The organism is Leisingera sp. ANG-M6 (assembly GCF_000813905.1).
Lineage (GTDB): Bacteria > Pseudomonadota > Alphaproteobacteria > Rhodobacterales > Rhodobacteraceae > Leisingera.
The window spans coordinates 181,471-204,865 of the sequence record NZ_JWLG01000017.1 but is presented as its reverse complement, the minus strand read 5'-3'; the positions used below and the strand labels follow the sequence as shown (position 1 = coordinate 204,865).

21 protein-coding genes are annotated in these 23,395 nt (G+C 63.0%); 14 read left to right on the top strand and 7 right to left on the bottom strand.

Features of this window, described 5'->3' with window-relative positions; all coding sequences use genetic code 11:
• Positions 1 to 3: 3 nt before the first annotated feature.
• On the bottom strand, positions 4 to 1,149 hold the full coding sequence (ctaA, locus tag RA24_RS16040) for a heme A synthase (protein ID WP_039192870.1): 1,146 nt from the start codon (positions 1,147 to 1,149) through the stop codon (positions 4 to 6).
• Positions 1,150 to 1,209: 60 nt separating this feature from the next.
• Positions 1,210 to 1,962, bottom strand: a complete 753-nt coding sequence (locus tag RA24_RS16035; protein WP_019296252.1) for an RNA methyltransferase — start codon at positions 1,960 to 1,962, stop codon at positions 1,210 to 1,212.
• Positions 1,963 to 2,128: 166 nt separating this feature from the next.
• Here RA24_RS16035 and RA24_RS16030 point away from each other — a divergent pair, with 166 nt between their 5' ends.
• On the top strand, positions 2,129 to 2,761 hold the full coding sequence (locus RA24_RS16030) for a thiamine phosphate synthase (protein WP_039192867.1): 633 nt from the start codon (positions 2,129 to 2,131) through the stop codon (positions 2,759 to 2,761).
• A 26-nt stretch (positions 2,762 to 2,787) separates the two neighbouring features.
• Here the strand turns inward: RA24_RS16030 and RA24_RS16025 are convergent, their stop codons facing one another.
• A complete protein-coding gene (locus tag RA24_RS16025) occupies positions 2,788 to 3,939 on the bottom strand; it encodes a HupE/UreJ family protein (RefSeq protein ID WP_039192863.1) in 1,152 nt (383 codons plus the stop codon).
• Here RA24_RS16025 and RA24_RS16020 point away from each other — a divergent pair.
• The 4 genes from RA24_RS16020 (at position 3,938) to RA24_RS16005 (ending at position 7,405) form a co-directional block, all read left to right on the top strand.
• The gene (locus tag RA24_RS16020) at positions 3,938 to 4,747 is read left to right on the top strand and encodes a DUF4198 domain-containing protein (protein ID WP_039192861.1); all 810 of its coding nucleotides are present in this window, start codon (positions 3,938 to 3,940) and stop codon (positions 4,745 to 4,747) included. The two genes, RA24_RS16025 and RA24_RS16020, sit on opposite strands and share 2 nt — an antisense overlap.
• A gap of 41 nt (positions 4,748 to 4,788) precedes the next feature.
• On the top strand, positions 4,789 to 5,697 hold the full coding sequence (locus tag RA24_RS16015) for a PfkB family carbohydrate kinase (RefSeq protein ID WP_039192858.1): 909 nt from the start codon (positions 4,789 to 4,791) through the stop codon (positions 5,695 to 5,697).
• Positions 5,694 to 6,608, top strand: a complete 915-nt coding sequence (locus RA24_RS16010) for a pseudouridine-5'-phosphate glycosidase (protein WP_039192855.1) — start codon at positions 5,694 to 5,696, stop codon at positions 6,606 to 6,608. Before RA24_RS16015 ends, RA24_RS16010 begins: the two co-directional genes overlap by 4 nt.
• Positions 6,609 to 6,688: 80 nt before the next feature.
• Positions 6,689 to 7,405, top strand: a complete 717-nt coding sequence (locus RA24_RS16005) for a DUF502 domain-containing protein (protein WP_019296246.1) — start codon at positions 6,689 to 6,691, stop codon at positions 7,403 to 7,405.
• Here RA24_RS16005 and RA24_RS16000 read toward each other — a convergent pair.
• Positions 7,402 to 8,430 (bottom strand): patatin-like phospholipase family protein, encoded by a 1,029-nt coding sequence (locus RA24_RS16000; RefSeq protein ID WP_019296245.1) that lies wholly within the window; start codon positions 8,428 to 8,430, stop codon positions 7,402 to 7,404. The two genes, RA24_RS16005 and RA24_RS16000, sit on opposite strands and share 4 nt — an antisense overlap.
• A gap of 100 nt (positions 8,431 to 8,530) precedes the next feature.
• The gene (locus tag RA24_RS15995) at positions 8,531 to 9,304 is read right to left on the bottom strand and encodes a 3-hydroxybutyrate dehydrogenase (protein ID WP_019296244.1); all 774 of its coding nucleotides are present in this window, start codon (positions 9,302 to 9,304) and stop codon (positions 8,531 to 8,533) included.
• Positions 9,305 to 9,732: 428 nt separating this feature from the next.
• On the opposite strand from RA24_RS15995, the gene RA24_RS15990 reads away from it, so the two are divergent.
• From RA24_RS15990 to RA24_RS15970, 5 genes are all read left to right on the top strand, one after another.
• Positions 9,733 to 11,448, top strand: a complete 1,716-nt coding sequence (locus tag RA24_RS15990; protein WP_241480954.1) for an extracellular solute-binding protein — start codon at positions 9,733 to 9,735, stop codon at positions 11,446 to 11,448.
• A 72-nt stretch (positions 11,449 to 11,520) separates the two neighbouring features.
• On the top strand, positions 11,521 to 12,354 hold the full coding sequence (locus tag RA24_RS15985; RefSeq protein WP_039192850.1) for an arsenate reductase/protein-tyrosine-phosphatase family protein: 834 nt from the start codon (positions 11,521 to 11,523) through the stop codon (positions 12,352 to 12,354).
• A 21-nt stretch (positions 12,355 to 12,375) separates the two neighbouring features.
• A complete protein-coding gene (locus tag RA24_RS15980) occupies positions 12,376 to 12,852 on the top strand; it encodes an arsenate reductase ArsC (protein ID WP_039145841.1) in 477 nt (158 codons plus the stop codon).
• Complete coding sequence (locus RA24_RS15975) at positions 12,849 to 13,505, top strand: aquaporin (RefSeq protein ID WP_039145839.1); 657 nt, start codon at positions 12,849 to 12,851, stop codon at positions 13,503 to 13,505. The genes RA24_RS15980 and RA24_RS15975 overlap by 4 nt, the downstream gene beginning before the upstream one ends.
• Positions 13,506 to 13,638: 133 nt before the next feature.
• On the top strand, positions 13,639 to 13,869 hold the full coding sequence (locus RA24_RS15970; protein WP_019296239.1) for a hypothetical protein: 231 nt from the start codon (positions 13,639 to 13,641) through the stop codon (positions 13,867 to 13,869).
• 23 nt (positions 13,870 to 13,892) lie between these two features.
• Here the strand turns inward: RA24_RS15970 and RA24_RS15965 are convergent, their stop codons facing one another.
• Positions 13,893 to 14,516: a helix-turn-helix domain-containing protein gene (locus RA24_RS15965; RefSeq protein WP_039145837.1), complete on the bottom strand. Its 624-nt coding sequence runs from the start codon at positions 14,514 to 14,516 to the stop codon at positions 13,893 to 13,895.
• Positions 14,517 to 14,580: 64 nt separating this feature from the next.
• On the opposite strand from RA24_RS15965, the gene RA24_RS15960 reads away from it, so the two are divergent.
• The 4 genes from RA24_RS15960 (at position 14,581) to RA24_RS15945 (ending at position 19,868) form a co-directional block, all read left to right on the top strand.
• The gene (locus RA24_RS15960; RefSeq protein ID WP_039192847.1) at positions 14,581 to 16,086 is read left to right on the top strand and encodes a class I adenylate-forming enzyme family protein; all 1,506 of its coding nucleotides are present in this window, start codon (positions 14,581 to 14,583) and stop codon (positions 16,084 to 16,086) included.
• A gap of 5 nt (positions 16,087 to 16,091) precedes the next feature.
• On the top strand, positions 16,092 to 16,748 hold the full coding sequence (locus RA24_RS15955) for a DsbA family oxidoreductase (protein WP_039192844.1): 657 nt from the start codon (positions 16,092 to 16,094) through the stop codon (positions 16,746 to 16,748).
• A 151-nt stretch (positions 16,749 to 16,899) separates the two neighbouring features.
• On the top strand, positions 16,900 to 18,135 hold the full coding sequence (locus tag RA24_RS15950) for a multidrug effflux MFS transporter (RefSeq protein WP_082020375.1): 1,236 nt from the start codon (positions 16,900 to 16,902) through the stop codon (positions 18,133 to 18,135).
• Between the two features lie 59 nt (positions 18,136 to 18,194).
• Positions 18,195 to 19,868, top strand: a complete 1,674-nt coding sequence (locus tag RA24_RS15945) for a tetratricopeptide repeat protein (RefSeq protein ID WP_039192841.1) — start codon at positions 18,195 to 18,197, stop codon at positions 19,866 to 19,868.
• Positions 19,869 to 19,925: 57 nt separating this feature from the next.
• Here the strand turns inward: RA24_RS15945 and mfd are convergent, their stop codons facing one another.
• Positions 19,926 to 23,378 carry a transcription-repair coupling factor gene (mfd, locus tag RA24_RS15940; RefSeq protein WP_039192839.1) on the bottom strand — a complete coding sequence of 1,151 codons (3,453 nt, stop codon included), beginning with the start codon at positions 23,376 to 23,378 and terminating at the stop codon, positions 19,926 to 19,928.
• Between the last annotated feature and the right edge of the window lie 17 nt (positions 23,379 to 23,395).

Sequence of the window (23,395 nt, the reverse complement as noted above, 5' to 3'; positions counted from 1 at the left end):
AGGTCAGTGATCCTTGATCGAGGTTGCAATGGGATAGGCAGACAGGAAGCGGGCGCGCAGGATCAGTGCCCAGACACCAATTGCCACCAGCTGATGGGTGATCGCGGCGTGAAGCGGCGCGGCGTATACCACGGTGATGACGCCCAGCAGCACCTGCACGGAGAGCGCCGCAAAGACCGCGTTGAACGCAAAGCGGGTGCGCGCATGGGCAGAGCCGCGCCCGCGCAGCCAGGCCACCGCGCCAAAGGCAAACAGCAGATAACCCGCAACCCGGTGGATGAATTGCACCAACCCGGGGTTTTCAAAGAAGTTCTTCCAGACCGGCTCAATCATGAAGGGGTTTGGCGGGATCACCTGCCCGCCCATCAGCGGCCAGTCAGTATAGGAGCGGCCCGCGTCAATGCCCGCCACCAGCGCGCCCAGCAGGATCTGCAGGAAGGCGAAATGCATCAGGCCGGTGGACAGGCTGAACAGCTTGGCCTCCTTGGCCCGGCGCGCCTGCATCAGCTCGCGCTCTTCGCGGCCCAGCATCAGCACATACCAGACAATGAAGCCAAGGATCACAAACGCCAGCCCCAGATGGGTGGCCAGCCGGTAGGAGGCGACGGCGGTCATCCCTTCGCCCTGGGTCACGCCAGAGGCCACCATCCACCAGCCGATGGCGCCCTGAACCCCGCCGAGGAGACCGGGCAGCGCCAAACGGCCCGCCCAGCCGGCGGGAATCTTGCGCGCAGCCAGGAAGCCCAGGAACCCAAGCGCCCAGACCACGCCAATGAAACGGCCCAGCTGGCGGTGGCCCCATTCCCACCAGTAGATCGATTTGAAATCAGACAGTTCCATCCACTGGTTCTGAATGCGCCACTGGTCGATTTCCTTGTATTTGTCGAACTCTGCCTGCCATTCGGCCTCCGACATCGGCGGGATCGCCCCGGTCACCGGGCGCCATTCGGTGATCGACAGGCCGGAGTCGGTCAGGCGGGTCAGCCCCCCCACAACGATCATCGCAACCACCAGCGCAAACAGCACCATCAGCCAGGCACGGATCGCCTTGCGGGCACCGCCGCGGCCGCGGTCGATCAGACCGGTCTGCACCGCGGGCGCGTCTTTCTTCTCGCCCTCAACCTCTTCGAAAATGCTGCGCTTGCTCATGCTTGCCTCTTTGTCTGTGGTGCCAAGCTAGGGGCGGGTAATCTAAAGGTCCAGAGCGGCTTACTCGCCGCCGCGTTCTTTCCAGCGGACCATCTGGCGCATGATGCCGTGCAGCATCTGCACGTCCGAACGCGTCATCCGCATCCGGCTCCACAGATTACGCAGGTTGGTCTTCATGCCCTCGGCCTTTTCCGGCGGGAAGAAGAAGCCAGCCGCGTCCAGACGGTCCTCGTAATGCTCCACCAGCTTTTCGACCTCAACACCTGTGGCCCATTCGCCTTTGCGGCCCAGATCGGTGGTCTCATGCAGCACGTCGCTGGACTGGCGCATCCATTCATAGCCGGTCAGCAGCACGCACTGGCCCAGGTTCAAGGAGGCATAAAGCGGGTTCACCGGCACCGAGATGATGGCGTTGGCCTTGGCGATATCTTCATTCTCAAGGCCCGCACGTTCGGGGCCGAACATCACCGCGACTTTCTCCCCCGCCGCGATCTTCTCAGCCGCGATCTGCATGGCCCGCTCGGGGCTGTAAACCGGCTTGGTCAACCCGCGCTGGCGGGCGGTGGTGGCAAAGACATAGGTGCAGTCGCCCAGCGCCTCCGGCACGTCGGCGCACAGCTGCGCCTCATCCAGCAGCCGCCCGGCGCCAGAAGACATCGCCACCGCCTTGGGGTTCGGCCATCCGTCGCGCGGCGCCACGATGCGCATCCGGTCGAGGCCGAAGTTCCACATCGCCCGCGCCGCGGCACCGATATTCTCGCCCATCTGCGGGCGGACAAGGACAAAGGCGGGCTGGGGCGTATCGGTGGGCATCGTGTTCTCCGGCAAAATCGGACCTGCTGTACTGCCCGCGCGGCGGCGGGGCAAGGTCCAGCGCGGGTTTGGGCTTCATTTACCGGGGCTTCACCGCCGCAAATCCTTGCGTCCTGCCGGAAATCGGCTAAACACCGTCAAACCGCCTGAACAATGGAGCACCGCCATGGGAAGCCCCTCTGACGCACCGGAGCAGCCGCAGATCTACCTGATCTCCCCGCCGAGTTTCGAGCTGGGCAAATTTCCCGGCCAGCTGGCACGGGTGCTGGATGAGGTGGACGTGGCTTGTGTGCGCCTGGACCTGGCGAGCCGCGATCAGGACACCCTGAGCCGCGCGGGCGATGCGCTGCGCGAAGTGACCATGGCGCGCGACGTGGCGCTGGTGATCTCTGACCATCAGATCCTGGCGGAACGGCTGGGCCTGGACGGCGTGCATCTGACCGATGCGTCAAAATCCATCCGCACCGCGCGCAAGGCGCTGGGGCCGGATGCGATTGTCGGCTGTTTCTGTGGCGCCTCGCAGCATGACGGCATGGTGGCCGGTGAGGCGGGCGCGGATTACGTGAGCTTTGGCCCGGTGGGCACCTCCGGTCTGGGGGATGGCGCGCAGGCGGAAGCAGACCTGTTTGAATGGTGGTCCAAGATGATCGAGGTGCCAGTGGTGGCCGAGGGCGGCCTGACTGAGGATCTGGTGCGCGGCATCGCACCCCATACCGATTTCTTTGGCATCGGTGATGAGATCTGGCACGCGGAAGACCCGCTGGCGGCGATGAAGGTGCTGATGCGGGCGATGGGCTGACCTGCCCCTGAGCATTTGGCAGGTGTTTACAGAAACACCCGCTCCACAAACCAGTAGCCGCCGATCATTGCGATGGTGACAGAGGCCGGGATCGCTACCCGGCCGCGGTATTTCGGATGCCGCCCGAACCACAGGCGCACGCCAACGTAGGCGGCGGCAATCACCGCCAGCTGACCCAGTTCCACCCCCACGTTGAAGCCGATCAGCGCAGGCAGGAACTGGCTGGCAGGCAGGCCGAACTCCCCCAGCACGGAAGCAAAGCCCAGCCCGTGCAGCAGCCCGAATCCGAAGATCACAAAGCTGCGCCAGGTGTGCAGCTTGCGGGCAAAGATGTTCTCGACCGCGACGAACACGATCGACAGGGCAATCAGCGGCTCAACGATGGCGGGGTCCACCTTGACCATGCCCAGCGCGCCCAGCGCCAGGGTGATGGTATGGGCCACAGTGAACAGGCTCACCTGCAGCAGCAGCGGCTTCACCCGCGGGCTGAGGAAGAACAGCCCCAGCACAAACAGGATGTGATCCAGCCCCTTGGGCAGAATGTGAGTGAAGCCGACGGGAATGTACTCCATGAAGGCCTCAACCGGGGTCTTGGCTGCGCCGCCCTGCAGCGGGATCGGAGGGGACGTCTCACCGCCCTGCAGGTAGCCGGTATAGGGTTCTTTGACACCGTTCTGCCGCAGCACCACACCGCCTGAGCCCTTTGGCCAGGTAATGCGCAGGCTTCCGGATTCGGGCGGGATCTCTCCTGTGAGCTCAAGGTAGGACGCCCGCGGCAAGCTGGCGTTGCCGACCTCGGGGATGGTGATCCTAGCGACAACCAGCGCAACCGGGCTGCCAGCCTGCACGGAAAACGTCTCCAGCCATTCCTCGGCGAACAACTGCACCATCGGTTCCAGTTCATCCGCGCTCAGCGCGCGCAGTTCGTCATAGTCGGCAGCCTGGGCGGTCTGGTTGGTGTCCGTCAGCCCATCGAGGTTGATGCCCGCAACAAAGGCCTCGACGTTCAGGCGCAGCTTCAGCGTGATCTGCCCGTCCTTCACCGTGAAATCGGCAATCGCCGGCGTGACCTCATGCGCGCGGGCTGGCGGCGATGCTATTGCAACCACGCAGAACAGCAGCGCAAATAGGCCCTGCAACCAAGTGACGCCGCGCCTCACAGCCAAGGAACCATTCATGCAATACCGCCTGTTCTGCTCAATTCTTTGTGCCGGGCTGGCCCTTGGGGCCGCGCCGGTTCTCTCCCACGAGTTTTGGATTGAGCCGGAGAAATATCAAGTTAAATCCGGGGAAACGGTGGTGGCTAAGCTGCGCAATGGTCAGGAATTCAACGGCGCCGAGCAGCCTTACCTGGATCATCGGATTGCCCGCTACGAGGTGATACATGATGGCACAACCACTCCGTATGAAGGCCGCATGGGGGATATGCCCGCCTTTTCTGCGGAGGTGATGCAGGACGGGCTGGCGGTGCTGATCCACCAGACGCAGCCGCAGACCATCAGCTATGACAGCTGGGAAGAGTTCCAGGCGTTCATTGACCACAAGGCGATTGGTGACGTGCGTTCCCGGCACCAGGCGCGCGGGCTGGCGGATGCGGGTTTCACTGAGCAGTACATCCGTTATGCCAAGGCGCTTGTGGCGGTCGGCGATGGTGCCGGTTCGGACCTTGCCACCGGGCTGGAGACCGAAATTGTGGCCTTGGCCAATCCCTATGCGGACGACACAGCAGGCGGGCTTCCGGTCCGGGTGCTGTATCAGGGTGCTCCACGGGCAGGCGCGCAGGTCGAGGTATTTGCCAAGGCCCCGGATGGCACAGTTTCCATTACAACCCAGCTGACGGATGCGCAGGGGGAAACCGCTGTTGCCGTCCTCCCCGGCCACAGCTACCTGCTGGATGCGGTGGTCCTGCGCCCTGCCCCGGAGGGCGCGGATTACGTTTGGGAAAGCCTGTGGGCGGCGCTGACATTCGCGGTGCCTGTCCGGTGATGCCGCTTGCAGAGGCCTGTCAAAGGCGGCAATAGGTCATTATGACACAAGCCCCTACCCCCCAAACACCCGCCATCCTGTGCATCGGGTCGGTCCTGTGGGACATCATCGGCCGCTGCACCAGTGAAATGCAGCGCGGATCGGACATGCCCGGGCGCATCACCCGGCTGCCCGGCGGCGTTGCCATGAACATCGCCATGACCCTGTCGCGCTTTGGTATGAAGCCTGCGCTGCTGACTGCCGTGGGCCGCGACCCCGAGGGCGACGAGCTGATCCACGCCTGCGGCCACTTCGGCCTGATCACCGATCACATCTACCGCTCCGAGGATCTGCCCACCGACCGCTACATGGCGGTGGAAGGCGCCAACGGGCTGATTGCCGCCATTGCCGACGCCCATTCGCTGGAGGCTGCAGGCGACAAGATCCTGCGGCCGCTGTCCGACGGCTCACTTGGCACCGCAGACGCGCCCTATGAGGGCCAGGTGGCGCTGGATGGCAACCTGACCCTGTCGCTGCTGGACGATATTGTTGCCAGCCCGGCCTTTGCCAAGGCCGACCTGCGCGTGGCGCCTGCGTCGCCGGGCAAGGCGGAACGGTTGCGCCCGTTCCTCACCCGCACGCGCGGCACGCTGTATGTGAACCTGGAAGAAGCCGGCATCCTGTGCCAGGCGGAGTTCACCGACAGCGAAACCGCCGCCACGGCGATGCTGGACCGGGGTGCTGCCCGGGTGCTGGTCACCGATGGCGGCTCCTCTGCCACCGTCGCTGATGCCGAGGGCGCCATCACCCTTGTCCCGCCCCGCGTTACCGTCGCCCGGGTGACCGGCGCAGGCGATACATTCATGGCCGCCCATATCGTTGCCGAGGCACGGGGCGAAGACCGCAAAACCGCTTTGGCCTCAGCCCTCAAGGCTGCTGCCACTTACGTTTCAGGAGAACCCCCGCTTTGATCGACATTCAGTATTCAGCCGAAGTCCAGGCCGCCAAGGCCGCAGGGCAGGCCATCGTTGCGCTGGAAAGCACCATCATTACCCACGGCATGCCCTATCCGCAAAATGTCGAGGTCGCAGCACAGGTGGAGCAGGACATCCGCGGTGCCGGTGCCGTGCCTGCCACCATGGCGGTGATTGAGGGCGTGCTGCATGTGGGGCTTGAACCCGATCAGCTGCAGGCGCTGGGACAGGCCAAAGGGGTTGCCAAGATCTCCCGCGCCGACATGCCCGCCTGCATCGCCACCGGCGGCACCGGCGCCACCACCGTTGCAGCCACCATGATCGCGGCGCGGCTGGCGGGCATTTCCGTCTTTGCCACCGGCGGTATCGGCGGTGTCCACAAGGGGGCGGAGACCACGTTCGACATTTCCGCCGACCTGATGGAGTTGGCGCAAACCCCGGTGACCGTTGTGGCCGCGGGTGCCAAGGCGATCCTCGACCTGCCAAAGACGCTGGAAGTGCTGGAAACCCAGGGCGTGCCGGTGATTGCCTACGGGCAGGACAGCTTCCCCGCGTTCTGGTCAGCCCAGTCGGAGCTGAAGGCACCGCTGCGCATGGACACCCCCGCTGACATCGCCCGCGCCCATGCCACGCGCCAGGCCATGGGGCTGCCCGGCGGCCAGCTGGTGGCCAACCCGATCCCGGCAGAGACTCAGATCGCGGCAGAGGAATTGGCCCCGGTGATTGCCCAGGCCCAATCCGAGGCGGACGCCCAGGGTGTTGCAGGCAAGGACGTGACCCCCTTCCTGCTGAGCCGCATCTTCGAGCTGACCGAAGGCCGCTCGCTCACCGCGAACATTGCATTGGTGCGCAACAATGCCCGGCTGGCGGCAAAGATCGCACAGGAACTCAACAATCTCGCACAATGAGTTGATTTTTGGGGCGGAAACCATTGCTCCGCCCCAAAACAGTGCCTAGGTTCCACGCGGAATTCCTGGAAAACTGATCTATGACCACGCCATTCGACGAAGAACCCCAACGCCGCCGCGGCCTGTTCGCCAGCCTGCGGGCCTCCTTCTTTACCGGCATCGTGGTGATTGCGCCGGTGGGGCTGACCATCTGGCTGCTGTGGTCGGTGATGGGCTGGATCGACAGCGTGGTGCTGCCGCTGGTGCCGCACACCTTCCGCCCTGAGCAATACATAGGCATCAACCTGCGCGGCGTCGGGCTGATCATCTTCCTGTTATTCACCATCATCGTCGGCTGGATTGCCAAGGGCATCATCGGCCGCTCGCTGATCACCTTTGCCGAAGGCCTGGTGGACCGGATGCCGGTGGTGCGCACGGTTTATTCCGGTATCAAGCAGATCTCCGAGACCGTCTTTGCCCAGTCCGAGCGCAGCTTTGAAAAGGCCTGCCTGGTGCAATACCCGCGCAAGGGCATCTGGGCCATTGGCTTCATCTCCACCCATGCCAAGGGTGAGATTGCCAAGCGCGCCGAAACCAGCGGCGGGCTGGTCAGCGTTTTCCTTCCGACCACGCCGAACCCCACCTCCGGTTTCCTGCTGTTCGTGCCGGAGGAAGACGTGATCGAACTGGAGATGTCGGTGGAGGACTCGGCCAAGCTGGTGATCTCAGCAGGCCTCGTATATCCGAACCCCAAGGACCCCACCAAGCCGGTGGAAAACGGCAAGAAGCCGAAGGTCCTGGAAAAAGAAGACGCCTAACCGAACATTGCCGGCAGATCGGCGGAGGAGCGCACCCCAAGGTTTCCCCGGTCCCGCGCAAGGAACGCCTCTGCGGCAGCCCGTCCTGCCTGTTTCAGCCGCGCCAGGATCTGCGGCACCGGAAACAGCTTGGTGGTGACCGACAGCTGCGTCATCAGATCGTCATCAGCGATCATGTGCACCCGCACCTGTTTCATCCGGCCCTGCTGAATGGTGCCATCGGCCAAAAGACGCTGCACGAAATTGATCGCCCGCAGTTCCCGCAGCAGCGAGGAGTTGAAGCTGATCTCATTCACCCGGTTGCGGATCTGCTGCGGCGTCTTGGGGATCTCGTCGCGCTCCAGCGGGTTGATGTTGACGATCACCACATCCCCTGGCAGGTCCTCGCGGAACAGCGGAAACAGCGCTGGGTTGCCGGTGTAGCCGCCGTCCCAATAGGCCTCCATGCGGCCTGTTTCCGGGTCCTCGATCTCCACTGCCTGAAACAGGTCCGGCAGGCAGGCGGAGGCCAGGATCGCGTCGGTGCTGATCTCCTCACCCTCAAAGATGCGGATCTTGCCGCTGCGCACGCAGGTCGCGCAGATGAAAAGCTCCGGGCCTTCGCCGGCGCAGACCTCGGCAAAATTGAACTGCTCCACCACCTCGCGCAGCGGGTTCTTGTAGAACGGGCCATAATGATAGGGCGAGATCACCTGACTCAGGCTCTCCAGCGGCGAAAACGGCATCGCCGCCTCCAGTGCGCCGGCCCAGGCCACCGCATCAAACCGCGTCAGCCAATGATTGAACCGCATGTCGCCCACGGCGCCCATCCGCGCCCACAGCCCGTCCAGCGCCGCCTTGGCACCTGCACGCCCGTCCTGCACCATGCCGGCCTTGAGCGCCGCCCCGTTCAGCGCCCCGGCGGAGGTCCCGGTGATGCCGGCAACCTCGATCTCCTCGTCCTCCAGCAGCCGGTCGAGCACACCCCAGGTAAAGGCCCCATGCGCGCCGCCGCCCTGCAGGGCCAGATTAATCCGTGTCACCAAACGCCACCTGCCTATTTCACCTTTGTGAAAATACTCCGGGGGTGAATTGCCCCGTCGGGGCAAGAGGGGGCTGGCCCCCTCCCGCCGTTACCGCACGCGCTTACAGCGCCGTCCAGCCGCCATCGACGCTGAGGGTGGTGCCGGTGATCTGCGCCGCCGCGTCCGAGCACAGGAACACCGCAGTTCCGCCCAGTTGCTCCACCGTGGCAAACTCGCGGCTCGGCTGGCGTTCCAGCATCACCTTCTTGATCACCTCATCCCGGCCCATGTTGTATTTCTCCATGGTGTCGGGGATCTGCGCCTCCACCAGCGGTGTCAGCACATAGCCCGGGCAGATCGCGTTGCAGGTGATCGGCTCCTCCGCGGTCTCCAGCGCCACGGTTTTAGTCATACCCACCACCCCGTGCTTAGCGGCCACATAGGCGGCTTTGTAGGGCGAGGCAGTCAGCCCGTGCGCTGACGCAATGTTTACGATCCGTCCCCAGCCTGCGGCGCGCATTTTGGGCAGCGCCGCTGCCATGGTGTGGAAGTTCGAGTTCATGTTGATGGCGATGATCGCATCCCATTTTTCCTGAGGAAACTCGTCAATCGGCGCCACATGCTGGATGCCGGCGTTGTTGATCAGGATATCGCAGGCTCCGGCCTTTTCGATCAGCGCGCGGCAGTCCGTGCCCTTGGACATATCGGCCTGGACGTACTGGGCCTTGACGCTGAACTCACGGGCGAGTTCTGCTGCGAGCGCGTGATCCTCTTCCCGGTCGGTAAAGGAGTTCAGCACAACATTGGCCCCTGCCCGTGCCAGCTCTCGGGCCACCCCCAGGCCGATGCCTGAATTCGATCCGGTGATAACGGCGGTCTTGCCTTGCAATGTCATCGCGTCCTGCCTCTTGGCTGATTGAAACTGCCGTTACTGTGCCATGCTGCAGATGCAAAAGAAACGCGTAAGACTACGGATGCCGCGAAGGTCATTCCTGCCATTTTCGCAGCTTGCAAAAAGAGAGAAACGGGCAGAAAAAAACGCCCGCACAAGGCGGGCGTTAGTTATTGAGGCAGGTTTCATACAGGCAAGAAACCTATCGAGCAGTGACCCCTTTATAAGCAATTTCCGGCTTTCGTCCAAGCTAAAAGTTTGAAAAGACGAAAAAGCGCACGTAGCGTGCGGAGGCAAGAAAATAAGGGCAGAGCGGGATTGTTGTGAATCAGCGAAAAGAAAATTTCCGGACTCTTCGCGCGGCATTGGCTGGAATCACCCTGGCAATTACCGCGAATTATGCGCAAGCAGAATCGGCCCATGGCATAGCTATGTACGGCGACCCCGCACTGCCACCGGATTTTGTGTCTTTACCCTATGCGAACCCGGACGCGCCGAAGGGCGGCAAGGTTGTGTTCGGCAATACCGGAGGTTTTGACAGCCTCAATCCGTTCACCCTTAAGGGGACCTCTCCGTGGCAGCTGAGGTTCTGGGGATACGAGAGTCTGATGGGCCGTTCCTGGGACGAGCCATTCACCCTTTACGGTCTTCTGGCCGAATCGATTGAGGTGCCCGAGGACCGTTCCTGGGTCGAATTCACCCTGCGGCAGGAGGCCCGATTCTCTGACGGCAGCCCGGTCACGGTAGAAGACGTGATCTGGTCCTATGAAACATTGGGTACCAAGGGGCATCCCCGTTACCGCGGATTCTGGACCAAGGTAGAGACAATCGAACAGACCGGTCCGCGCAGCCTGCGTCTGACCTTCAATGTTGAGGACCGCGAGCTTGCGCTGATCGCCGGCCTGCGCCCGATCCTGAAAAAGGCGCAATGGGACGGCAAGGACTTTGCCAGCGATACAATTGAGGGCGCGCCCATCGGCACCGGTCCTTATGTGGTCAGCGCCTATGAGCCCGGCCGCTTTGTCACCCTGCGCCGCAATCCCGGTTATTGGGGTGCGGACCTGCCCCTGCAGCGCGGAACCCAGAATTTCGACGAGCTGCGGATCGACTTCTTTGGTGATGAAACCGTTCTGTTCGAGGCCTTCAAGGCGGGCGAACTGAGCGCATTGCGCGAGTTCAATGCCGACAAATGGGAAAGCGCCTACAGCTTCCCGGCGATCGCCCGCGGCGATGTGGTCAAGAGCGAGATCCCGCATCAGCGCCCCTCCGGCATGACCGGGCTGGTGATGAACACCCGCCGCGCGCCGCTGGATGATTGGCGCGTGCGCGAGGCGCTGCTGCTGGCGTTCAATTTCGAATACATCAATGGCACCGTGACGGGCGGTGCTCAGCAGCGCATCACCTCCTATTTCTCCGGCTCGGTTCTGGGAATGCGCCCCGGCCAGGCAGAGAACAAAGTACGCGCGCTGCTGGAACCATTCCAGGACAGCCTGCTGCCGGGCACGCTGGAGGGCTACACTCTGCCCCAAGGCGACGGCAGCAAGCGCAACCGCGGCAACCTGCGCAAGGCGATGAAACTGCTGGAAGAGGCCGGCTGGACCGTCACTGATGGCGTGCTGCGCAATGCGGCGGGCGCCGTGCTGGAGCTCAGCGTGCTGATCCGCCAGGGCGATGGCGAAATGAAGACGGTCACAGAAATCTACGCCCGCGCACTGGAGCGGCTGGGTATCAGCCTGACCGCCGAGACCGTAGACAATGCGCAATACGCCGAACGGGAAAACGCCTATGACTTCGACCTCACCCGGTTCCGCCGGGAACTGTCGCTGAGCCCCGGCAACGAGCAGCGCTATTACTGGGGCAGCGACGGTGTGGATCAGCCCGGCAGCCGCAACCTGATGGGCATGGACAGCCCGGCAGCCGAGGCGATGATTGACGCCATGCTGACCGCAACCGAGCCTGAGGATTTCACCGCAGCGGTGCGGGCGCTGGACCGGGTGCTGACCGCCGGGCGCTATGTCATTCCATTCTGGAGCTTTGATACAGGGCGCATCGCCCACATCAAGGAGATGCGGTTCCCGGACAGGCTGCCGATTTACGGCGACCGAACCGGGTTCATGCCGGACGTCTGGTGGTATCAGGCGGACTGACCGTGCAAAGCGGTTCTGCGCACACCACCAAGCCTGTTGACAGCAGCTATCTATTTCCGTATTTCGCGAAATATGGAAATAGAACTGTCAGATAAACTCGCCGCTCTGGCGCACCCGAAGCGGCTGGCGCTGTTCCGGCTGCTGATGCGCAGATACCCGGACGGCGTGCCGGCGGGTGAAATTGCGCAGGCGCTGGAGTTCAAGGCAAACACTGCCTCAGCTTACCTGTCTGCTCTTAAGCAGGCCGGCCTCATCACCCAGCAGCGCACCGGCACCTCGCTGATGTATGCCGCCAACCTGCCGGGCCTTCGCGGCATGTTCGACAGCCTTTTGACCGGCTGCTGCCAGAACCGGCCCGATATCTGTACCCCTGTCACTAGTGAAGTGGAAACCATGCCGACAACTGAACGCCCGTTTAATGTCCTGTTTATCTGTACTGGCAACTCTGCCCGCTCCCTGCTGGCCGAGGCTATTCTGAACTCCGAGGGCGGCGGCAGGTTCCGCGCCTTCTCTGCCGGAACGCGGCCATCGCCGGGCCCCCGACCCGAGGTGATAGCCCTGCTGCAGGCCAAGGACATTGACACCAGCAGCCTGCGATCGAAGGACCTGGATGAATTTTCCGGCCCGGACGCGCCGCAGATGGATTTCATCTTCACCGTCTGCGACCACGCCGCCAATGAGGAATGCCCGGCCTGGCCCGGCCAGCCGATGAGCGCACATTGGGGCCTCGCAGACCCGGTCAAGGCCGAAGGCACCGATGCCGAACGCCGCCTTGCCTTCCAGCAGGCCTATGGGCTGCTCAGAAACAGGATCATAGCCTTTGCGGCGCTGCCCTTTGAAACACTCGACCGCATGTCGCTTCAGCATCAGGTTGACGATATCGGCCGCCTGAACTCCCCCGACTGAACAAAAGCACGGACATATAACATGAACATTCTGGTCCTTTGCACCGGCAATTCCGCGCGCTCCATTCTACTGGAGTCGATTTTCAACACGCTGGGCGCTGGCCGAACCCGCGCCTATTCGGCGGGATCCAATCCCACCGGCAAGGTGCATCCGCAGTCGCTGGTGCTGCTGAATGAGCTGGGCCACGACGTTTCCGGTGCCCGCTCCAAGAGCTGGGACGAGTTCGCCGAAGCGGATGCGCCGGAAATGGACATCGTGATCACCGTCTGCGCGTCTGCCGCTGGCGAGACCTGCCCGATCTGGCCCGGTGCCCCCGTGCGCGCCCATTGGGGGGTTGAAGACCCGGCAGCGGCTGATCAGCCGGAGTGGGACAAGGCATTCCGCACTGCCTACATCACACTGGAGAAGCGCGCCAAGGCGCTGCTGGAACTGCCGTTTGAGGACATGAAGCCAGCGGAGCTTTCCGAACAGCTCAAGCGGATCGGAGAGATCGTATGACCGCACAGAAACTGCTGGCCGAGGGTCTGGGCACCGCCATGCTGCTGATCGGCGTCGTCGGCTCCGGCATCATGGCAGAGACGCTGGCGGATGGGAATGTGGCCCTGGCACTCTTGGCCAATGCCATCGCCACGGGCTGCATGCTTTATGCCATCATCACCACGCTTGGACCCGTTTCCGGCGCCCATTTCAACCCGGCGGTGACGCTGGCCTTTGCCCTGCGCGGCGAGCATTCCTGGAGCGCTGTCGCCCCCTATGTCATAGTGCAGATCGGCGGCGGCATCCTCGGCGTTTGGGCCTGCCACGTGATGTTCGATCTTGCAATTCTGCAAAGCTCCGCCACCATGCACCGGACCGGTACCGCACAATGGTTTTCCGAAATCCTGGCCACCTTCGGCCTCTTGTTCGTGATCTTCGGCGGGCTGCGTTCCCGCCCCGAGGCGGTGCCTGCGCTGGTTGGCCTCTACATTACCGGCGCCTATTGGTTCACCTCCTCGACCAGCTTTGCCAACCCGGCGGTGACCATCGCCCGCGGCTTCAGCGACACCTTTGCCGGCATCTATCCCGGCCACATACCGATGTTCATTCTGATGCAACTGATTGCGGTTGGCATCGGCCATCTGGTGCTGCCGCGGCTCTTCGCGAAAAGCTAGAGATCAGCAAAAATCCGCTCACATGAGCCGCCCCAGGTCAGCACCCTGGGGCGAAAGTTACAAAATGACACGAAAAGTGTTACCATGAGGGTCTGCGAACCATAAACAACCGTTTGTCAGGGAGTGCCCCCAAATGCCTGTACAAGCAGCAGCTGCCAGCTGGATTGACAGGATGCCCCGCATCAAACAGCGCTTTCCGCATCTGAAAGCCAGCAACGCGCCGTCAATACTGGATGACCGGGACAGATTCGTTGCCTATTTGGCGCGAACGCATCACCTCACCATGAATGAAGCCAAGGAAGAGGTGGACGATTTCCTGTATATCGAAAGCCTGCTGAGAGAGCTGGACGGCCGCCCGCACTGATCCTTCCCGCAAGTATACGCCAGTCAGGCCAGTGACGTCACCCAGAGGATCGTCGCGTCCTCAGGACTGACGGAAATGACATTGTGGCCCATTGCTGCGTCGTAGTAGGCACTGTCGCCGCGGCGCATCTCCACCGGCTCATAAAATTCCGTATAGAGCTTGACCACGCCGGTCAGCACATAGAGGAACTCCTCGCCGTCGTGGCGCACCCAGCCATCAAACTCTTCCATTGACCGTGCCCGCACCCGCGCGCGGTACGGCAGCATCTGCTTGCGCGTCAGCCCGTCGGCCAGCAGCTCGTGCTCATATGTCGCGGTCGCATGGGCGGAGCCGTCACCGGATTTGGTCACCGTCATCCGGCCGTTCACCTGGTCCCGCTGCGGCGGCGTGAACAGCTGCGGAATGGAGATTTCCAAGCCCTCTGCCAGCTTCTTCAACGCCTCGTAAGTCGGTGACATCTGGCCGTTTTCGATCTTGGACAGGGTAGAACGCGCCAGCCCGGCCTGATTGGCCGCATGCTCCAGCGTCCAGTCGCGCGCCTTGCGCAGCTCGCGCACGCGGGCGCCCAGGTCCAGTGGTTCTGCTTGATCGTCGCCGCCGTTCGCGCGGGCGATGGTGATCAGGGATTTCGGATCGCGGCTTTTCATAACAACTCTATAAGCCGCACCTGCGAAGCTTGCAACGCAGCACAGCGCGGGCTAGCCCTTTGCCATGCTGTCGGTTTTTGATCAGGGGCCGTTTGCGCCCTGCCCTTCGCCCTTCAACCTTGCCGCCCATGTGCTGCGCCATGCCGCGCGGCTGGCGGGCAAGACCGCGTTGTCCGTGCTCGACGGTGATGCTCGTGATGATTGGAGCTATGCCCGGCTGGAGGCCGCCGTGCGCGGTACCGGCACCGGGTTGCTGCAAGCCGGGCTGACACCCGGGGACATCGTGCTGATGCGGCTGGGGAATACGGTGGAGTTTCCGGTTGCCTATCTGGGCGCCATTGCCGCCGGGCTGATTCCGGTGCCGACCTCATCGCAGCTGACAGAGGCGGAAACCGCGCGGATGATTTCAGACCTCGATCCGGCGGCGGTGCTGCGCGACCCGGCTGTGGCTTGCGCGAGTCACCCGAAACAGATCAGCACCGAGGCGCTGCTGGACATGCACGGATTGCCGCCGTGCGAATACGCCATGGGCGATCCTAAGCGGCTGGCTTATGTGGTCTACACTTCCGGCACCAGCGGAAATCCGCGTGCGGTGGCGCACGCCCACCAGGCGGTCTGGGCGCGGCAGATGATGGTAGACGGCTGGTACGGGCTGACAGAGCATGACCGGCTTCTGCATGCCGGCGCCTTCAACTGGACCTACACCCTGGGCACCGGGCTGATGGACCCTTGGGCGGCAGGCGCCACCGCGCTGATCCTGGCCCCCGGCACGCCGCTGGAGGACCTGCCTGACTTGCTGAAGGAACACCGCGCCACGATTTTTGCCGCGGCCCCTGGCGTCTACCGCAAGTTCCTGAGCGGCAATGCGCTGGACCTGCCGGATCTGCGGCACGGGCTTTGCGCTGGTGAAAAGCTGTCACGCCATCTTCACGAAGCCTGGGAAGCTGCCACCGGCTGCGGCCTCTATGAGGCTTTCGGGATGTCGGAGTGCTCGACCTTCATCTCTTCCTCGCCCGCGCGCCCGGCGCAGGACGGCGCCTTGGGGCAGCCGCAGCCGGGCCGAAAGGTTGCCATTCTCGGCGTTGATGGCCCGGTGCTGATGGGTGAGGAAGGGACCATCGCCATCCACCGGTCTGACCCCGGCCTGATGCTGGGCTACCTGGGTGCGCCGGAGGAAACTGCGGCCCGCTATCAGGGTGACTGGTTCCTGACAGGCGATCAGGGGGCAATGTCTGCGGACGGCCAGATCCGCTATCTGGGACGCAGCGACGACATGATGAATGCCGGCGGCTACCGGGTGTCGCCGATTGAGGTTGAGACCGCGCTGGCCGCCCATCCCGGCATCACCCAGGCCGGCGCTGCTGCGGTTGAAGTGAAGGAAGACACTTATATCATTGCCGCCTTCTATACCGGTCCCGAAGAGTTGAAGACCGAAGACCTGCAGGCCTTTGCATCCGAACGCCTGGCCCGCTACAAGCAGCCCCGCGCATATGTTCACCTGGACGCGCTGCCCACTGGCGCCAACGGGAAACTGCTGCGCCGCGCCCTGCCCGCCCTGTTCAAAGGATGACCTAAATGCCCGCCGTCAAGCTCGACATCCTGTCCGACCCGATCTGCCCCTGGTGCTATATCGGCAAGACCCATCTGGACAAGGCGCTGGCGGAGGTGCCGGATCATCCGTTTGTCATCGAGTGGCACCCGTTCCAGCTGAACCCCGACATGCCGCGCGAGGGCATGGACCGGCGCGAATACCTGGAGCGCAAGTTCGGCGGCAAGGAGGGTGCGGTAAAGGCCTATGCCCCAGTGGTGGAGCACGCCGAGAAGGCCGGGCTGACGATCAATTTCGAAGCCATGCAGCGCACCCCGAACACGCTGGACGCGCACCGGCTGATCCATTGGGCCGGGGTTGAGGGCAAGCAGACAAAGGTCGTTGATGGGCTGTTCAAGGCCTATTTCGTCGACGCCAAGGATATCGGCAACCACGCAGTTCTGGCGCAGGTCGCGCAAGAGGCAGGCATGGAAGCGGACGTCGCCGCCCGCCTGCTGGAAGGCGACAGCGATGTGCAAGCCATCCGCGACCGCGACGCCCATTCCCGCAAAATGGGCGTGAGTTCGGTCCCGACCTTCATCGTTGCCAACCAGCACGCAGTGCCAGGCGCTCAGCCGCCGGAGCTGTGGAAACAGGTGATTGAAGACATCCTGCAGCAGTTGAAGGCCGCAGAGACCGAATAGGCGGGCGGAAATTACTTAGCATCGCAACTATGCACAGCAACCTGTGCAGCCGGGCGCTAGCACGGCAGGAAGGATTGTGGTAGCGGAACCGAACAGCTCCCAGACCGGCCTCATTCCCCGGATCCATCTGAAGAGCTGTTAGAGGTTTCAGATGTCCCAATCCCAGGCTCACAACCCGGCCCATGGCATGGCCAAGGCTGAGTTCATCGCTCTGATTGCGATGATGTTTGCCACCATTGCGCTGTCGATCGACGCCATGCTGCCTGCCCTGCCGGAAATTGGCCAGACGCTCAGCCCGGACAACATAAACCGCGCGCAGCTGGTGCTGACGTCCTTTGTGCTGGGCATGGGGCTTGGCACTTTCTTTACCGGTCCGCTGTCGGACGCCTTTGGCCGCAAGCCGGTGGTGGCTGCGGGATGCGCCCTTTATGTCCTCGCCGCGCTGACCGCCTGGCTGTCGCCCTCGCTGGAGGTTCTGCTGATCTCCCGCGTGCTAATGGGGATCGGTGCTGCCGGCCCGCGGATTGTGGGCGTTGCCGTTGTCCGCGACCTTTATTCCGGTCGCGAAATGGCCCGGCTGATGTCGATTGCAATGATGATCTTCATGATTGTTCCGGCCATTGCCCCCTTGATGGGGGCCGGCATTATCGCCCTGTCCGGCTGGCGTGCCATCTTCCTGCTGTTTGCCCTGTTTGCAGCGATCATTGTGCTGTGGACCAGCCTCCGCCTGCCGGAGACGCTGGCCGTAAACGACCGCCGAGCCTTTCGCGCGCCGCTGCTGATGGCCGCGGTCAAGGAGATGCTCACTCACCCGACGGTGCGCCTGTCGATCATGGTGCAGACGCTCTGCCTGGGCATGCTGTTCACCATGCTGACCATGGTGCAGCCGGTTTACGACATCATCTTTGGCCGCGCGGACAGCTTTCCCTTGTGGTTCGGGCTGGTCGCGGTAATTTCCGGCACCGCCAGCCTGCTGAACGCGGCTATCGTGGTCAGGATCGGTATGCGCCGTATCGTCACCGTTTCGCTGGCCGCCCAGATCCTGATCACCGGCGCGATGCTGCTGATCAGCGGCTGGAGCCTGCCGGACCCGTGGATGTTCGGCCTGTTTGTGGCCTGGCAAGCCAGCGTTTTCTTCATGGTGGGCACCACGGTCGGCAACCTCAATGCCATGGCAATGGAGCCGATGGGCCATATCGCCGGCATGGCGGCCTCGGTGATCGGGGCGATCTCGACAGTTCTGGCTGCCGCCGTTGCCGCACCTGTCGGGCTGCTGTTTGACGGCTCGCTGGTGCCGCTGGCGGCAGGACTGCTGATCATGGCCTGTATCGCGTTCCTGCTGATGCTGCAGATGGCCAAGGCTGAGGCGCGGCTTCCCGCTGAATAACAGCCTTGCCCGGATAACGCCCCCTGCATAACTTTCCCCTGAAACGGGGGAGGTTCTTCATGGGCTATGATTACGATCTCGGCAGTTATTCCTGCCAGGTGACAACCGCTTCGCCTGTGGCGCAGCTCTGGTTCGACCGGGGACTGGTCTGGACCTATGGCTACAACCACGAAGAAGCCATCGCCTGCTTTCGCCGCGCGCTGGAACACGACCCGGACTGCGCCATGGCCCATTGGGGTGCTGCCTATGCGGCCGGTCCGAATTACAACCTGCCCTGGGATCTGCGCGACGCCAAAAGCCGGGCCGAAGCGCTGGCCGAAGCCTTTGACGCGGCGCAATCCGCCCTGGCCTGCGTAGAAGGCTGTACAGAGGCCGAACAACTGCTGATCCGCGCCATACAGACCCGCTATCCCCAGCGCGAGCCGGGTGAGGACATGCACGCCTGGGACTATGACTTTGCCGATGCGATGCGCGCGGCCTTCGCCGCCTGCCCGGATCATCTGGACCTGCGCACGGTCTATGCCGAGAGCCTGCTGAACCTGACGCCCTGGAAAATGTGGGACCTGAAAACCGGGTTGCCCGCCGAAGGTGCAGCCACGCTGGAAGCGCAGGAGGTGCTGGAATGGGCGTTGGACAGTGATCCGGCGGCGATGCAGCACCCGGGGCTGCTGCATCTTTATGTGCATCTGATGGAGATGTCGCCCGCGCCCGAAAAGGCGCTGAAGGCTGCGGACGCCCTGCGCACATTGGTGCCTGACGCGGGCCATCTGGTGCATATGCCGACCCATATCGACGTGCTGTGCGGCGACTACCGCAGTGTGGTTTACTGGAACCAGAAGGCGATCGAGGCGGACCTGAAATTCTATGAGCGCGAAGGCGCCTTCAACATTTACACCGGATACCGCCAGCACAACTACCATTTCGTGATCTACGGCGCGATGTTCCTGGGCCAGCTGGAACCGGCGCTGGCGGCCAATCAGGGCATTCTGGACACCACCCCGCCGGAAATGCTGCTGGTCGAAAGCCCGCCCATCGCGGATTTCTTTGAGAGCTACCTGGCGATGCACCCGCATATCCTGGTCCGCTTCGGGCGCTGGGAGGAGGCGATGGCGCTGGAGCTGCCGGAAGATCAGGACCTTTACTGCACCTTGACAGCCAACACCCATTACGCGCGTGCCATCGCCTATGCCGCGACGGGCCGGGTGGCACAGGCCGAGGCGGAGGAGCAATTGTTTCTGGCAGCCAAGTCCCGGGTGCCGGGCAGCCGACGGCTGCATAATAACAAAGTCAGTGATTTGCTTGAAATCGCATCAGAAATGCTGCGCGGGGAAATTGAATACCGAAAGCAGAACTATGACGCGGCCTTTGCCCATTTGCGCCGCTCGGCGGAGCTGGACGACAACCTGCCCTATGACGAACCCTGGGGCTGGATGCAGCCCACCCGCCACGCGCTGGGGGCGCTGCTGTTCGAACAGGGCCACGCTGAGGAAGCCGAGGCCGTCTATCGCGCGGACCTTGGGCTGGACGATACCTTGTCTCGCGCCTCTGTGCATCCTGGCAATATCTGGAGCCTGAAGGGGCTGCATGATTGCCTGAAGGCCCGCGGCGAAAGTGTTGAAATCAGGCACATTAAACAGCAGCTGGACCTGGCGCTGGCGCGGGCTGACCGGGCCGTGGGCGCCTCCTGTTTCTGTGCTCAGGCAGCGATGACGCCCACCCCCTGCTGCGGCTGAGCAAATTTCTTGCGAAGAAATTTGCCAAGGAAATTCGAATTTCCTTGGCGCTTAAATTCAAGCCTTCGCCTTCTTTTTCTCGGCCACGACCTTTTCCGCCAGGTCGCGTGCGATAGCAAAGGCGCCCTTGATCTTGTCGGCATCTTTCTTCCAGTCGCGGCGCACGACGATCTTGTTGTCCTTCACCTTGGCCAGGCCGTTCTGACCCTGGATGAACTCCACCAAGCCCTGCGGCGAGGCAAATTTGTCGTTGTGGAACTGAATTGTCGCGCCCTTCGGCCCGCCGTCCATCTTGGCGATGCCTGCCCGTTTGCACATCGCCTTGATCCGGACCACCAGCATCAGCGTGTTCACTTCCTTGGGCAGCTTTCCGAAACGGTCGATCAGCTCCGCGGCGAAGCCTTCCAGCTCTACCTTGGTCGACAGTGACGACAGGCGGCGGTAGAGGCCCAGGCGCACATCCAGATCCGGCACGTAATCCTCGGGTATCAGCACCGGAACGCCCAGATTGATCTGCGGCGCCCATTGCTCGTCGGCATCCGAAAGGCCCTCCATCTCACCCGCCTTGATCTTGGCAATCGCCTCTTCCAGCATCGACTGGTAGAGCTCATAGCCAACGTCACGCATCTGGCCGGACTGTTCCTCACCCAGAAGGTTGCCGGCACCCCGGATATCAAGGTCTTGCGAGGCGAGGGTGAAGCCTGCGCCCAGCGTGTCGAGCGATCCGAGTACCCGCAGCCGCTTCTCTGCCGCCGGGGTCAACCGCTGGCGCGGTTTGGTGGTGAGATAGGCATAGGCGCGGGTCTTGGAGCGCCCGACGCGGCCGCGGATCTGGTATAGCTGCGACAGGCCGAACATGTCAGCCCGGTGCACCACCATGGTGTTGGCGGTCGGAATATCGAGGCCGCTTTCGACAATCGTGGTGGCCAGCAGCACATCGTATTTGCCGTCATAAAACGCGTTCATCCGGTCGTCGAGTTCCCCCGCCGCCATCTGCCCGTGCGCCACCACGTAAGTCAGCTCCGGCAGCTGCGCCTTCAGGAACGCCTCGACATCTGGCAGATCAGTGATGCGCGGCACCACATAGAAACTCTGCCCGCCGCGGTAATGCTCTCGCAACAGTGCCTCGCGGATCGTAACGGTATCGAATTCGCTGACGTAGGTGCGGATTGCCAGACGGTCCACCGGGGGCGTGCCGATGATCGACAGGTCGCGTACCCCGGTCAGGGAAAGCTGCAAGGTCCGCGGGATCGGGGTTGCCGTCAGCGTCAGCACATGGATGTCGCTGCGCAGCTGCTTCAGCCGCTCCTTATGGGCCACGCCAAAGTGTTGTTCCTCGTCAATGATCAACAGGCCGAGGTTCTGGAACTTGATGTTCTTGGCCAGCACCGCGTGGGTGCCGACCACGATGTCGACGGTGCCCTTGGCCAGCCCTTCGCGGGTTTGGCTGGCTTCCTTGGTGCTAACAAAGCGCGACAACTGCCTGACCTGCAACGGGAAACCGCGGAACCGATCGGCAAAAGACGCGGCATGCTGGCGCGCCAGCAGAGTCGTTGGTGCAACCACCGCCACCTGCAGGCCCGACATTGCGGCGACAAAGGCCGCGCGCATCGCCACCTCTGTCTTGCCAAAGCCGACGTCGCCGCAGATGAGCCGGTCCATCGGCTGGCCGGAGTGCAGGTCCTCCATCACATCCTCGATGGCGCGCAGCTGGTCGTCGGTCTCCTGATAGGGGAAGCGGGCCGAGAACTCCTCCCACGCGTGCGGCGGCGGATCCATCACCGGTGCCTTGCGCAGGGCGCGTTCCGCAGCGATGCGGATCAGCTTGTCCGCCATCTCGCGGATGCGTTCCTTGAGCTTGGCCTTCTTGGCCTGCCAGGCGCCGCCGCCGAGCCGGTCCAGCAAGCCTTCCTCGTGGCCGTATTTGGACAGAAGCTCGATGTTTTCGACCGGCAGGTACAGCTTCGCCTGTTCGGCATATTCCAGCAGGATGCATTCATGCGCCGCGCCCGCCGCGGTCACCACCTCCAGCCCCTTGTAGCGGCCAATGCCGTGGTCCACATGCACCACCAGATCGCCGGGGCTGAGCGATTGGGTTTCGGTCAGGAAGTTCTCTGCCTTGCGGCGTTTCTTCGGTGCCCGGATCAGCCGGTCGCCCAGCACGTCCTGCTCTGCGATCACTGTCATGTCCGGGGCTTCGAACCCGTGTTCCAGTGCCCAAACCGCCAGATGCAGGCCGGATTTGCCGATGCGGGTGCCATCCATCACCGGAATCGCTTCAGCCAATCCCTCATCCTCGATCAGCCCGGTCAAACGTTCCCGCGCGCCTTCAGAGTATGAGGCGATGAGGACCGGCCCCTCTTGCATCCGGGCCTTAATGTGCGCCGCCAAGGCACCGAAAAGGCTTATGTTTTCCTGTTGCCGCTCCGGCGCAAAATTGCGTCCGATACGCCCGCCGGCATCCGCCACACCGGGACCGGAGGCCTGGGGCAGCGGATGGAACTGCACCACCCGCATGTCCGAAACTGCCGCCTCCCATGCCGCATCATCCAGATACAGCAAGCCCGGCGGTGTCGGTTTATAGACTGTGTCGATCCGCCCTTTTTGCTCCAAGGCGTGTTTGCGGGTGCCGTACTGGTCCTCGATGCTGTCCCAGCGCGCCAGCCGCGCGGGCGTCATCTGATCGTCCAGCGTGACAGTCGCCTGCGGCAGGTAGTCGAACAGCGTTTCCAGCTTCTCATGAAAGAACGGCAGCCAGTGTTCGATCCCCTGGTGCTTTCGCCCTGCACTGACGGCCTCATAGAGCGGATCATCAGTGCCAGCCGCGCCAAACTCAATCCGGTAGTTCTGGCGGAACCGGGTGATCGCCGCCTCGTCCAGGATCACCTCGGAAACCGGTGCAAGCTCCACCACTTCCAGCTTTTCGGTGGTGCGCTGGGTGGCGGGGTCAAAGCGGCGGGCGCCATCCAGCACATCGCCGAACAGGTCCAGCCGCACCGGGCCGCTTTCGCCCGGCGGGAAAATGTCGATGATACCACCGCGAATGGCATAGTCGCCCGGCTCCATCACCGTGGGACTTTGGGAAAACCCCATACGAACCAGGAAGTTGCGCAGCGCATCTTCATCCACCCGCTGATCGACCCGGGCGGTAAAGGCCGCCTCGCGCAGCACTTCGCGCGCGGGCACCCGCTGGCTGGCGGCATTGAGCGTGGTCAGCAGCACGAACTGCTTGGGCATCTGGTGCACCAGCGCGGCCAGCGCGGCCATCCGCGCCGCCGAAATATCGGCATTGGGCGACACCCGGTCATAGGGCAGGCAGTCCCAGCCCGGAAACACAAATACCGGCATATCCGGCGCAAAGAAGGCCAATGCCGCGCGCATCGCCTCCATCCGCTTGTCATCGCGGGCCACATGCAGCACCGGCGCGCCGGATTTCTGCACTTCCTTCAGGATCAGCCGGGCGTCAAACCCTTCGGGCGCGCCGCCCATGGTGATTGCACGCTGTGCCATACGGTTTCCTTTCCGGG

What these genes read in the sequence shown, in the direction of transcription:
- RA24_RS15970 (WP_019296239.1), top strand. Translation starts at nt 13,639, where the DNA reads ATGCCTGTACAAGCAGCAGCTGCCAGCTGGATTGACAGGATGCCCCGC.
- RA24_RS15955 (WP_039192844.1), top strand. Translation starts at nt 16,092, where the DNA reads ATGCCCGCCGTCAAGCTCGACATCCTGTCCGACCCGATCTGCCCCTGG.
- RA24_RS16005 (WP_019296246.1), top strand. Translation starts at nt 6,689, where the DNA reads ATGACCACGCCATTCGACGAAGAACCCCAACGCCGCCGCGGCCTGTTC.
- RA24_RS16030 (WP_039192867.1), top strand. Translation starts at nt 2,129, where the DNA reads ATGGGAAGCCCCTCTGACGCACCGGAGCAGCCGCAGATCTACCTGATC.
- RA24_RS16035 (WP_019296252.1), bottom strand. Translation starts at nt 1,962, where the DNA reads ATGCCCACCGATACGCCCCAGCCCGCCTTTGTCCTTGTCCGCCCGCAG.
- RA24_RS16020 (WP_039192861.1), top strand. Translation starts at nt 3,938, where the DNA reads ATGCAATACCGCCTGTTCTGCTCAATTCTTTGTGCCGGGCTGGCCCTT.
- RA24_RS15975 (WP_039145839.1), top strand. Translation starts at nt 12,849, where the DNA reads ATGACCGCACAGAAACTGCTGGCCGAGGGTCTGGGCACCGCCATGCTG.
- RA24_RS15990 (WP_241480954.1), top strand. Translation starts at nt 9,733, where the DNA reads ATGTACGGCGACCCCGCACTGCCACCGGATTTTGTGTCTTTACCCTAT.
- RA24_RS16015 (WP_039192858.1), top strand. Translation starts at nt 4,789, where the DNA reads ATGACACAAGCCCCTACCCCCCAAACACCCGCCATCCTGTGCATCGGG.
- RA24_RS15945 (WP_039192841.1), top strand. Translation starts at nt 18,195, where the DNA reads ATGGGCTATGATTACGATCTCGGCAGTTATTCCTGCCAGGTGACAACC.
- RA24_RS16025 (WP_039192863.1), bottom strand. Translation starts at nt 3,939, where the DNA reads ATGAATGGTTCCTTGGCTGTGAGGCGCGGCGTCACTTGGTTGCAGGGC.
- RA24_RS15980 (WP_039145841.1), top strand. Translation starts at nt 12,376, where the DNA reads ATGAACATTCTGGTCCTTTGCACCGGCAATTCCGCGCGCTCCATTCTA.
- RA24_RS15995 (WP_019296244.1), bottom strand. Translation starts at nt 9,304, where the DNA reads ATGACATTGCAAGGCAAGACCGCCGTTATCACCGGATCGAATTCAGGC.
- RA24_RS15965 (WP_039145837.1), bottom strand. Translation starts at nt 14,516, where the DNA reads ATGAAAAGCCGCGATCCGAAATCCCTGATCACCATCGCCCGCGCGAAC.
- mfd (WP_039192839.1), bottom strand. Translation starts at nt 23,378, where the DNA reads ATGGCACAGCGTGCAATCACCATGGGCGGCGCGCCCGAAGGGTTTGAC.
- RA24_RS15985 (WP_039192850.1), top strand. Translation starts at nt 11,521, where the DNA reads ATGGAAATAGAACTGTCAGATAAACTCGCCGCTCTGGCGCACCCGAAG.
- RA24_RS15960 (WP_039192847.1), top strand. Translation starts at nt 14,581, where the DNA reads ATGCTGTCGGTTTTTGATCAGGGGCCGTTTGCGCCCTGCCCTTCGCCC.
- ctaA (WP_039192870.1), bottom strand. Translation starts at nt 1,149, where the DNA reads ATGAGCAAGCGCAGCATTTTCGAAGAGGTTGAGGGCGAGAAGAAAGAC.
- RA24_RS15950 (WP_082020375.1), top strand. Translation starts at nt 16,900, where the DNA reads ATGTCCCAATCCCAGGCTCACAACCCGGCCCATGGCATGGCCAAGGCT.